Raw genomic sequence first — 11,927 nt, forward strand, 5'->3', positions numbered from 1 at the left:
ACGGAAGCGGATATTATCGTGGCAGATGTCGGGATAATAAAAAAGCCAGTCAGGAGACCTGACTGGCTTTTTAAGCGTAGCGTCAACGATTAATCGTTGTCGGAACCGCCCAGACCTGCGTTCAGCAGTTCTGCCAGGTTAGCAGAAGCTTCTTCCACGCTCACCTGAGGTGCTGCAGGCTGTTCGCCCGCGGCGCGGCGGCGCATACGATCCTGGTGGTACGCATAGCCGGTACCCGCCGGGATCAAACGACCGACGATAACGTTCTCTTTCAGGCCGCGCAGTTCGTCGCGTTTGCCCGCAACGGCTGCTTCGGTCAGGACACGCGTGGTCTCCTGGAACGATGCGGCAGAGATGAACGACTCGGTTGCCAGAGACGCTTTGGTGATACCCAGCAGGTCGCGGGAGTAAGTCGCCGCCACTTTGCCGTTCGCTTCCAGATCGCGGTTAGCAATCTTGACGCGGGAGTATTCAACCTGTTCGCCTTCCAGGAAGTCGGAGCTACCTGCGCTTTCGATGGTCGCTTTGCGCAGCATCTGACGAACGATAACTTCGATGTGCTTATCGTTAATCTTAACGCCTTGCAGACGGTAAACGTCCTGTACTTCGTTGGTGATATAACGCGTTACCGCGTGTACGCCACGAAGACGCAGAATGTCGTGCGGTGCTTCCGGACCGTCGGAAACCACATCACCACGTTCTACACGTTCACCTTCGAACACGTTCAGCTGACGCCATTTCGGAATCATCTCTTCGTACGGATCGCTGCCGTCTAACGGAGTGATAACCAGACGACGTTTGCCTTTGGTTTCTTTACCGAAGGAAATGATACCGCTGATTTCCGCCAGGATAGCCGGCTCTTTCGGACGACGTGCTTCGAACAGGTCCGCAACGCGCGGCAGACCACCGGTGATGTCCTTGGTACCGCTGGATTCCTGAGGAATACGCGCCAGAGCGTCACCCGCACTGATCTGTACGCCATCTTCCAGCTGGACAATCGCTTTGCCCGGCAGGAAGTACTGAGCAGGCATATCGGTACCTGGGATCAGAACGTCGTTGCCCTGTGCATCAACAATTTTCAGCGCTGGACGCAGATCTTTACCGCCCGCGGTACGTTCTGCAGAATCCAGAACCACCAGCGAAGACAGACCGGTTAATTCGTCGGTCTGACGGGTAATGGTCTGGCCGTCAATCATGTCAGTAAAGCGGATGAAACCACTAACTTCAGAGATAACCGGCATGGTGTGCGGATCCCAGTTTGCCACGGTTTCACCGCCGGCAACCTGCTCGCCATCGCCTTTCGCCATAACGGCGCCGTAAGGCACTTTATAGCTTTCTTTAGTACGACCGAATTCGTCGATCAGCTTCAGTTCGGTGTTACGCGAGGTCACAACCAGCTTGCCAGCGGAGTTCACAACCGACTTGGCGTTAGACAGCTTGATGCTACCCTTGTTTTTCACCTGAATGCTGGATTCAGCAGCCGCACGAGATGCCGCACCACCGATGTGGAACGTACGCATCGTCAGCTGTGTACCCGGCTCACCGATGGACTGTGCCGCGATAACGCCGATTGCTTCACCTTTGTTGATGATGTGGCCACGCGCCAGGTCACGACCGTAGCAGTGCGCACATACACCAAAGTCGGTGTCACAGGATACAACGGAACGCACTTTGACGGAGTCAACGGAGTTCTCTTCCAGCAGGTCACACCAGTGCTCGTGCAGCAGCGTGTTGCGTGGAACCAGAATGTCCGCGGTACCCGGCTTCAGAACGTCTTCAGCGGTCACACGACCCAGTACGCGATCGCGCAGCGGCTCTTTAACATCGCCACCCTCGATAACCGGGGTCATGGTGATGCCTTCCAGGGTGCCACAGTCATCTTCAGTGACAACCAGATCCTGGGCAACGTCAACCAGACGACGGGTCAGGTAACCGGAGTTCGCTGTTTTCAGTGCGGTATCCGCCAGACCTTTACGCGCACCGTGAGTAGAGATGAAGTACTGGAGTACGTTCAGACCTTCACGGAAGTTCGCGGTGATTGGCGTTTCGATGATGGAGCCATCCGGCTTCGCCATCAGACCACGCATACCCGCCAGCTGACGAATCTGTGCCGCAGAACCACGCGCACCGGAGTCGGCCATCATGTAGATGCTGTTGAAGGAAACCTGCTGCTCTTCGACGCCGTCACGGTTAATCACGGTTTCGGTTTGCAGGTTATCCATCATCGCTTTGGATACACGATCGTTCGCCGCAGCCCAGATATCGATAACTTTGTTATAGCGTTCGCCCGCGGTAACCAGACCGGACTGGAACTGTTCCTGGATCTCAGCAACTTCGGCTTCCGCCTCAGAGATGATCTCGTGTTTTTTCTCCGGGATGACCATGTCATCAATACCAACGGATGCACCTGAACGCGCTGCATAAGCAAAGCCGGTGTACATCGTCTGGTCCGCAAAAATAACGGTCGGTTTCAGGCCCAGAATACGGTAGCAGGTATTCAGCATCTTAGAGATGGCTTTCTTACCCAGCGCCTGGTTCACGATAGAGAACGGCAGACCTTTCGGCACGATCATCCACAGAATCGCACGGCCAACGGTCGTGTCTTTCAGGCTGGTTTTCGCAACGAACTGGCCGTTTTCATCTTTTTCGTATTCGGTGATACGCACTTTAACGCGCGCATGCAGAGAGGCCAGACCGGCGCGATAAATACGCTCCGCTTCTTTCGGGCCAGTCAGCACCATGCCTTCGCCTTTGGCGTTAACACAGTCACGGGTCATGTAGTACAGACCCAGTACAACGTCCTGAGACGGAACGATGATTGGTTCGCCGTTCGCCGGGGACAGGATGTTGTTGGTAGACATCATCAGCGCACGCGCTTCGAGCTGGGCTTCCAGCGTCAGCGGTACGTGAACAGCCATCTGGTCACCATCGAAGTCGGCGTTATAGGCCGCACAAACCAGCGGGTGCAGCTGGATAGCTTTACCTTCGATCAGTACCGGTTCAAATGCCTGGATACCCAAACGGTGCAGGGTTGGTGCACGGTTCAGCAGTACCGGGTGTTCGCGGATAACTTCGTCCAGGATATCCCAGACAACCGCTTCTTCGCGCTCAACCATTTTCTTCGCGGCTTTGATGGTGGTGGCCAGGCCACGCAGTTCCAGCTTGCCGTAAATGAACGGTTTGAACAGCTCCAGCGCCATTTTCTTCGGCAGACCGCACTGATGCAGACGCAGGTATGGACCTACGGTGATAACAGAACGACCGGAGTAGTCAACACGCTTACCGAGCAGGTTCTGACGGAAACGACCCTGTTTACCTTTGATCATGTCGGCCAAAGATTTCAGAGGACGCTTGTTAGAACCGGTGATCGCACGACCGCGACGACCGTTATCCAGCAGGGCGTCAACCGCTTCCTGCAGCATACGTTTTTCGTTGCGTACGATGATATCCGGCGCAGCCAGATCCAGCAGACGTTTCAGACGGTTGTTACGGTTAATGACGCGACGATACAGATCGTTCAGGTCAGAAGTCGCGAAACGACCACCATCCAGCGGTACCAGCGGGCGCAGATCTGGCGGCAGAACCGGTAGAACGGTCAGGATCATCCACTCCGGCTTGTTGCCAGACTGAACGAACGCTTCCAGCAGCTTGATACGCTTGGTCAGCTTTTTACGTTTGGTTTCGGAGTTAGTTTCGTTCAGCTCTTCACGCAGCTGCTCGCACTCTTGCTCCAGATCCATGCTTTTCAGCAGGGCCTGAATAGCTTCCGCACCCATCTTCGCATCGAATTCGTCACCAAACTCTTCCAGCGCATCCAGATACTGCTCTTCAGTCAGGATCTGATTACGTTCCAGGTTGGTCATTCCGCCTTCGATAACCACATAGGATTCGAAGTACAGAACACGTTCGATATCGCGCAGCGGCATATCCAGCAGCAGGCCGATACGGGACGGCAGCGATTTCAGGAACCAAATGTGGGCGGTCGGAGAGGCCAGTTCGATGTGGCCCATGCGCTCACGACGCACTTTGGTCTGGGTCACTTCAACGCCGCACTTCTCACAGATAACACCACGGTGTTTCAGGCGCTTGTACTTACCGCACAGGCACTCGTAATCTTTTACCGGCCCAAAGATACGGGCGCAGAAAAGGCCGTCACGCTCTGGTTTGAACGTACGGTAGTTAATGGTTTCCGGCTTTTTAACTTCACCAAAAGACCATGAACGGATCATGTCTGGCGATGCCAGAGCAATTTTGATCGCATCAAACTCTTCGGTTTTAGTTTGCGCTTTCAGAAACTTTAATAAGTCTTTCACGGATTTGCTCCCGTCGGAGTTAGCACAATCTGGCGCCGGGGGTTACCCCGGCACCAGTGACCTGTTTGAGCGAGAGTTACTCGTCTTCCAGTTCGATGTTGATGCCCAGCGAGCGAATCTCTTTCAACAGTACGTTGAAGGATTCCGGCATGCCCGGTTCCATCTGATGGTTGCCGTCCACGATGTTTTTATACATCTTGGTACGACCGTTGACGTCATCAGACTTAACGGTGAGCATTTCCTGCAGGGTGTATGCCGCGCCATAAGCTTCCAGCGCCCACACTTCCATCTCACCGAAGCGCTGACCACCGAACTGAGCCTTACCACCCAGCGGCTGCTGAGTAACCAGGCTGTAAGAACCGGTAGAACGCGCATGCATTTTGTCATCAACCAGGTGGTTCAGTTTCAGCATGTACATGTAGCCAACGGTAACCTGGCGCTCGAATTGCTCACCGGTACGACCGTCGAACAGAGTGATCTGACCGGAAGTCGGCAGGCCACCCAGCTGTAACAGTTCCTTGATTTCAGACTCTTTCGCACCGTCGAAGACCGGCGTTGCGATCGGCATACCTTTTTTCAGGTTTTCAGCAAGACGCAGAACTTCATCATCGGTGAAGGTATTCAGATCGACCTTCTGACGAACATCGGTACCCAGGTCATACGCTTTCTGGATGAACTCGCGCAGTTTGGCGACTTCCTGCTGCTGTTTGAGCATCGCGTTGATTTTCTCACCGATACCTTTCGCAGCCATACCCAGGTGGGTTTCCAGAATCTGACCGATGTTCATACGAGATGGTACGCCCAGCGGGTTCAGTACGATGTCGACCGGCGTACCGTTTTCATCGTAAGGCATATCTTCGATCGGGTTGATCTTAGAAATAACACCCTTGTTACCGTGACGACCTGCCATTTTGTCACCCGGCTGAATCTGACGTTTAACGGCCAGATACACTTTAACAATCTTCAGCACGCCCGGTGCCAGATCGTCGCCCTGAGTGATTTTGCGGCGTTTCGCTTCGAGTTTTTTCTCGAACTCGTGTTTCAGTTCGTCGTACTGCTCAGCCAGCTGTTCCAGCTGATTTTGTTTCTCTTCGTCGGTCAGGCCCAGTTCCAGCCAGCGATCGCGCGGCAGCTTGTCGAGCTTCTCAGCTTCAACACCACCGGCAACCAGCACCGCGTAGATACGACCAAACAGGCCAGCTTCGAGGATCTGCAGTTCTTCAGACAGGTCTTTTTTGGCCTGCTTCAGCTGCATCTCTTCGATTTCCAGCGCACGTTTGTCTTTTTCCACGCCATCGCGGGTGAAGACCTGAACGTCGATAACAGTACCGGAAACACCGTTTGGTACGCGCAGAGAAGAGTCTTTAACGTCAGACGCTTTCTCGCCGAAGATCGCACGCAGCAGTTTCTCTTCTGGCGTCAGCTGGGTTTCACCTTTCGGCGTGACCTTACCAACCAGAATGTCGCCGCCGGTCACTTCTGCACCGATGTAAACGATACCGGATTCATCCAGTTTAGAGAGCGCAGCTTCACCCACGTTCGGGATATCAGCGGTGATCTCTTCCGGCCCCAGCTTGGTGTCACGGGACACACAGGCCAGTTCCTGAATATGAATCGTGGTGAAACGATCTTCCTGAACCACACGCTCGGAGACGAGGATGGAGTCTTCGAAGTTGTAGCCGTTCCACGGCATGAACGCTACGCGCATGTTCTGACCGAGAGCCAGTTCACCGAGGTCGGTGGACGGACCGTCTGCCAGCACGTCGCCGCGCTCAATTGGCTCACCCAGGGACACGCAAGGCATCTGGTTGATGCAGGTGTTCTGGTTAGAACGGGTGTACTTGGTCAGGTTATAGATGTCGATACCTGCTTCGCCCGGGTACATCTCGTCTTCGTTAACTTTGATAACGATACGGGATGCATCGACGTACTGTACGGTACCGCCACGCTTAGCAACTGCAGTAACACCGGAGTCGACGGCAACAGCACGTTCCATACCGGTACCCACCAGCGGCTTATCAGCGCGCAGAGTCGGAACCGCCTGACGTTGCATGTTCGCACCCATCAATGCACGGTTGGCGTCATCGTGTTCCAGGAACGGGATCAGCGACGCACCGACAGAAACCACCTGCTGGGTGGAAACGTCCATGTAGTCAACCTGATCGCGGCTGAACAAGCTGGATTCGCCTTTGCTACGGCAGGTAACCAGGTCTTCTACAAAGTGGCCTTCGTCATCCAGGTTGGAGTTCGCCTGAGCGATAACGTAGTTGCCTTCTTCGATAGCAGACAGGTAGTGAATTTCGTCGGTCACAACACCGTCGGTCACTTTACGATACGGAGTCTCGAGGAAGCCGTATTCGTTAGTCTGTGCGTACACGGACAGGGAGTTGATCAGACCGATGTTCGGACCTTCAGGCGTTTCGATTGGACATACGCGACCGTAGTGAGTCGGGTGTACGTCTCGAACTTCAAAGCCCGCACGTTCGCGGGTCAGGCCGCCTGGGCCGAGTGCGGAGATACGACGTTTGTGCGTAATCTCGGACAGCGGGTTGTTCTGGTCCATAAACTGAGACAGCTGGCTGGAACCAAAGAACTCTTTCACTGCCGCAGAAATCGGCTTGGCGTTGATCATATCCTGAGGCATCAGGGTATCCAGATCGCCCAGAGACAGACGCTCTTTCACCGCACGCTCAACACGTACCAGGCCAACGCGGAACTGGTTTTCCGCCATTTCGCCTACGGAACGGATACGACGGTTGCCGAGGTGGTCGATATCATCGACTTCGCCTTTACCGTTACGGATATCGATGAGCTTCTTCATCACTTCGATGATGTCGTCTTTGCTCAGGATACCGGAACCTTCGATTTCGTCACGCAGCAGAGAACGGTTGAACTTCATACGACCTACCGCAGACAGATCGTAGCGGTCTTCGGAGAAGAACAGGTTCTCAAACAGGCTTTCAGCCGCTTCACGAGTCGGCGGCTCACCCGGGCGCATCATGCGGTAGATTTCTACCAGCGCGCTCAGACGATCGTTAGTTGGGTCGACGCGTACAGTTTCAGAAATGTACGGACCGTGGTCCAGATCGTTGGTGAACAGAGTCTCGATGCGCTTGTGACCGGACTGGCTCAGCTTCGCCAGCAGATCCAGGCTCAGCTCCATGTTCGCCGGGCAGATCAGTTCGCCAGTAGCTTCATCGATATAATCTTTGGCCGCAACTTTACCCGCAATATATTCCACCGGAACTTCGATATGCTTGATATCGTCTTTTTCCAGCTGACGGATATGGCGAGCGGTAATGCGACGGGCTTTCTCGACGTAGACTTTGCCGTTCGCTTCGATGTCGAAGGAAGCCGTTTCACCGCGCAGACGCTCCGGAACCAGTTCCATCTGCAGCTTGTTGTCGCGAATTTCAAAGACCACTTTCTCGAAGAACAGGTCAAGGATCTGCTCAGTGGTGTAATTCAGCGCGCGCAGGATGATGGTGGCCGGCAGCTTACGACGACGGTCGATACGGACAAACAGGTTGTCTTTCGGATCGAACTCGAAGTCCAGCCAGGAACCGCGGTAAGGAATAATACGTGCGTTATACAGGACCTTACCGGAAGAGTGAGTCTTACCTTTGTCAGAGTCAAAGAAGACGCCCGGGCTACGGTGCAGCTGAGAAACGATAACACGTTCAGTACCGTTGATAACAAAGGTACCGTTGTCGGTCATGAGCGGAATTTCGCCCATGTAGACTTCTTGTTCTTTAATGTCTTTAACGGTGCCTTCCGGCGCTTCACGCTCGTAGATCACCAGACGCAGTTTAACGCGCAGCGGTGCCGAGTAGGTCACGCCACGGATCTGACATTCTTTAACATCAAAAACAGGTTCGCCCAGACGGTAGCTGACGTATTGCAGCTCAGAGTTACCGCTGTAGCTTTTAATCGGGAACACGGAACGGAAAGCTGCTTCCAGACCGTACTGCCCTTCAGGATCTTGCTCGATAAACTTCTGAAACGAGTCAAGCTGGATGGAAAGGAGATAAGGTATGTCCAGAACCTGCGGACGTTTACCAAAATCCTTACGAATACGTTTTTTCTCGGTATAGGAGTAAACCATAGGGTTCCTCAGCTCGCTGACAAGTCGACCCGTCTGCCCAAATAAGGCAGTTTTTTATGCAACACTATTTTGTGGACCGGAAAATGGAACACTTTCCGCAATGCCTGTTTCTATCACGCTTAAACCATTTCGTTGCGATTTACACAGCTCAGGGGCCCTGACCTGTCGCAGTATATTAAGTCGTCTATAGAAACAAGCATTGAAAGGACAACCCAGTAGTCAAACAGCGTGAAACGCTACTGGTGCCTTACAGCGCAAAAAGGCTGGTGACCAAAAAGTCACCAGCCTCAGCCTGATTTCTCAGGCTGCAACCGGAAGGGTTGGCTTATTTGACTTCAACTTCAGCGCCAGCTTCTTCCAGAGATTTTTTCAGAGCTTCAGCGTCGTCTTTGCTGATGCCTTCTTTCAGTGCAGCCGGTGCAGATTCTACCAGGTCTTTAGCTTCTTTCAGACCCAGGCCAGTTGCGCTACGTACTGCTTTGATAACAGCAACTTTGTTAGCGCCTGCAGCTTTCAGAATTACGTCGAATTCAGTTTTTTCTTCAGCAGCTTCAGCCGGGCCAGCAGCTACAGCTACAGCAGCAGCAGCGGAAACACCGAATTTTTCTTCCATTGCAGAGATCAGCTCAACAACGTCCATTACGGACATAGCGGATACTGCTTCAATGATTTGATCTTTAGTGATAGACATTTAAATTGTTCCTGAATATCAGAATAAGTTTATACGTAAGCGAGCGCTTTATAAAGATAACTGCGATTAAGCAGCTTCTTTCGCATCGCGTACAGCAGCCAGAGTGCGAACCAGTTTGCCAGCCGAAGCTTCTTTCATGGTTGCCATCAGGCGTGCAATTGCTTCTTCGTAGGTCGGCAGAGTTGCCAGGCGGTCGATTTGCGACGCCGGGATCAGCTCACCTTCAAAGGCTGCAGCTTTGACCTCAAATTTTGCATTCGCTTTCGCGAACTCTTTGAACAGACGAGCAGCAGCGCCCGGGTGTTCCATAGAGTATGCAATCAGGGTCGGACCAACAAACGTGTCTTTCAGGCACTCAAACTGAGTACCTTCAACGACGCGGCGCAGCAGGGTGTTACGAACAACACGCATGTAAACGCCAGCTTCACGACCTGCTTTACGCAGTTCAGTCATTTTATCCACAGTAACGCCACGGGAATCCGCAACTACTGCAGACAGCGCACCTTTGGCTACTTCGCTGACTTCAGCAACAATCGCTTGTTTGTCTTGAAGATTTAAAGCCATTAGCTTTGCTCCTGGATGTTTGCCAGAGCTTATGCTCTGGAACTCACTTCACTCTTTCCAACGAAAGAGCGTCTTTAATACGGTGAGCAGAAACAAGCCAGAGTATCCAAAAAATAATCTTAGCGTTCTGTCACCGTCTACGCAGGGGATTAAGTTTCTGACGAAACACCTGCGGTCTTCGACGGAGGCCTGGATAGGCCAGGCTCCAACGAACAAATTCTTCCTATGACTTCGTCCTTCGAACCGCAGCGGCGTTAGCTGCTCTCGCTCACACCGGTCATGTAGTTAACTACACTCCCGGTGATTCACTCGATTGCTGCCTTGCTACAATTCAAATGACTCGCATAGCGTCTGTCTTATTGACAGAATCGTGGGGGTAGAATTGTAGACAAATCCACCGCCCACGTAAAGCTAATCTTAGTTCGCAGAAGCGCTCAGACCAGCCTGATCAACGGCAACACCAGCACCCATGGTGGTGGAGATGCTAACTTTCTTGATGTACACGCCTTTAGCCTGAGTCGGTTTTGCTTTTTTCAGCGCAACCAGCAGAGCTTCCAGGTTTTCTTTCAGTTTGTCAGCGTCAAAGTCCACTTTACCGATGGTGGTGTGGATGATGCCGTTTTTGTCGTTACGATAACGAACCTGACCTGCTTTAGCGTTCTTAACAGCTTCAGCAACGTTCGGAGTAACGGTACCCACTTTCGGGTTTGGCATCAGGCCGCGTGGACCCAGAACCTGGCCCAGCTGGCCAACAACGCGCATTGCATCCGGAGAAGCAATAACAACGTCAAAGTTCATTTCGCCTTTTTTGATCTGGTCAGCCAGATCTTCCATACCTACCAGCTCGGCGCCTGCAGCTTTAGCAGCTTCAGCGTTCGGGCCCTGGGCAAATACGGCTACGCGAACGGAACGGCCAGTACCGTGCGGCAGTACAGTCGCGCCACGGACGTTCTGGTCAGATTTACGCGCGTCGATGCCGAGGTTAACGGCAACGTCTACGCTTTCAACGAACTTAGCAGTAGCCAGTTCTTTCAGCAGAGAGATGGCTTCGTTGATGTCGTACTGTTTGGTCGCATCAACTTTGTCACGAATCACGGACATGCGCTTGGTCAGTTTAGCCATTTCTTAGTCCTCCACTACCAGGCCCATGGAACGTGCAGTACCTTCAATGGAGCGAGTCATCGCTTCAATGTCGGAACCAGTCATGTCGGCAGCTTTGGTCTGCGCGATTTCCTGCAGCTGAGCGCGGGAAATTTTACCAACTTTGTCTTTGTTCGGTTTACCGGAACCAGACTTGATACCAGCCGCTTTTTTCAGCAGAACTGCTGCCGGCGGAGTTTTGGTAACGAAAGTGAAAGAACGGTCAGCGTAAACGGTAATAACAACCGGAATCGGCAGACCTTTTTCCATGGATTCAGTTTTGGCGTTGAACGCTTTGCAGAATTCCATGATGTTCACACCCTGCTGACCCAGTGCTGGACCAACCGGCGGACTCGGGTTTGCCATACCAGCTGCAACCTGCAGCTTGACGTAGGCTTGTACTTTCTTAGCCATTTAAATTTCCTCGTTTGGGTGTAGCGCCTGAAAAGGCTCCCCGTGATAAATATCGCTTTATGGGAATCAGACCCATAAAAACAAAAGGCGCGAAATTGTATGTCAATTTCGCGCCTCATGCAACGATTAAATCGCTGCTTTTTTGATCGCCGGTTAGGCTTTCTCTACCTGAGCAAAGTCCAGTTCAACCGGAGTCGCACGACCGAAGATAGAAACAGAGACCTTCAGACGAGACTTCTCGTAGTCAACTTCTTCAACCACGCCGTTAAAGTCAGCAAACGGACCGTCGCTGACGCGAACCATTTCGCCCGGCTCGAACAGCGTTTTCGGACGCGGCTTATCGCCAACCTGCTGCAGGCGATTCATGATCGCATCAACTTCTTTGTCGCTGATCGGTGCCGGACGGTCAGAAGTACCGCCGATAAAGCCCATCACGCGCGGTACGCTGCGCACCAGGTGCCAGCTTGCGTCGTTCATTACCATCTGGACCAGAACGTAACCCGGGAAGAATTTGCGCTCGCTCTTGCGGCGCTGGCCACCACGGATCTCGACCACTTCTTCGGTCGGCACCATGACTTCGCCAAACAACTCTTCCATATTGTGTAATTTGATATGTTCACGCAACGAGGTAGCTACGCGACCTTCAAAACCGGAAAACGCCTGAACGACGTACCAACGTTTTTTAGGAGCTTCAGACATC

General features: G+C 52.9%; 7 protein-coding genes. All 7 read right to left on the minus strand.

Going from position 1 to position 11,927, the window contains the following annotated elements; genetic code table 11:
- Positions 1 to 89 precede the first annotated feature (89 nt).
- The 7 genes from rpoC to nusG all read right to left on the minus strand — a co-directional run bounded on the left by rpoC (position 90) and on the right by nusG (position 11,926).
- Complete coding sequence (gene rpoC / locus AC236I_RS23885; RefSeq protein ID WP_015585387.1) at positions 90 to 4,313, minus strand: DNA-directed RNA polymerase subunit beta'; 4,224 nt, start codon at positions 4,311 to 4,313, stop codon at positions 90 to 92.
- 76 nt (positions 4,314 to 4,389) lie between these two features.
- Positions 4,390 to 8,418 (minus strand): DNA-directed RNA polymerase subunit beta, encoded by a 4,029-nt coding sequence (rpoB, locus tag AC236I_RS23890; RefSeq protein WP_004118418.1) that lies wholly within the window; start codon positions 8,416 to 8,418, stop codon positions 4,390 to 4,392.
- Positions 8,419 to 8,743: 325 nt separating this feature from the next.
- On the minus strand, positions 8,744 to 9,109 hold the full coding sequence (rplL, locus tag AC236I_RS23895) for a 50S ribosomal protein L7/L12 (RefSeq protein WP_004118416.1): 366 nt from the start codon (positions 9,107 to 9,109) through the stop codon (positions 8,744 to 8,746).
- A 66-nt stretch (positions 9,110 to 9,175) separates the two neighbouring features.
- Positions 9,176 to 9,673 carry a 50S ribosomal protein L10 gene (gene rplJ, locus AC236I_RS23900; RefSeq protein ID WP_001207203.1) on the minus strand — a complete coding sequence of 166 codons (498 nt, stop codon included), beginning with the start codon at positions 9,671 to 9,673 and terminating at the stop codon, positions 9,176 to 9,178.
- Between the two features lie 417 nt (positions 9,674 to 10,090).
- Positions 10,091 to 10,795, minus strand: coding sequence for a 50S ribosomal protein L1 (gene rplA, locus AC236I_RS23905; RefSeq protein WP_004118413.1), 705 nt, complete (start codon positions 10,793 to 10,795; stop codon positions 10,091 to 10,093).
- Positions 10,796 to 10,798: 3 nt separating this feature from the next.
- Entirely contained in the window at positions 10,799 to 11,227 is a 429-nt protein-coding gene (rplK, locus tag AC236I_RS23910) for a 50S ribosomal protein L11 (RefSeq protein WP_003862340.1), read from the minus strand.
- 153 nt (positions 11,228 to 11,380) lie between these two features.
- Positions 11,381 to 11,926 carry a transcription termination/antitermination protein NusG gene (gene nusG, locus AC236I_RS23915; RefSeq protein WP_002438628.1) on the minus strand — a complete coding sequence of 182 codons (546 nt, stop codon included), beginning with the start codon at positions 11,924 to 11,926 and terminating at the stop codon, positions 11,381 to 11,383.
- Position 11,927 lies beyond the last annotated feature (1 nt).

Source organism: Klebsiella sp. Sb-30, assembly GCF_057652795.1.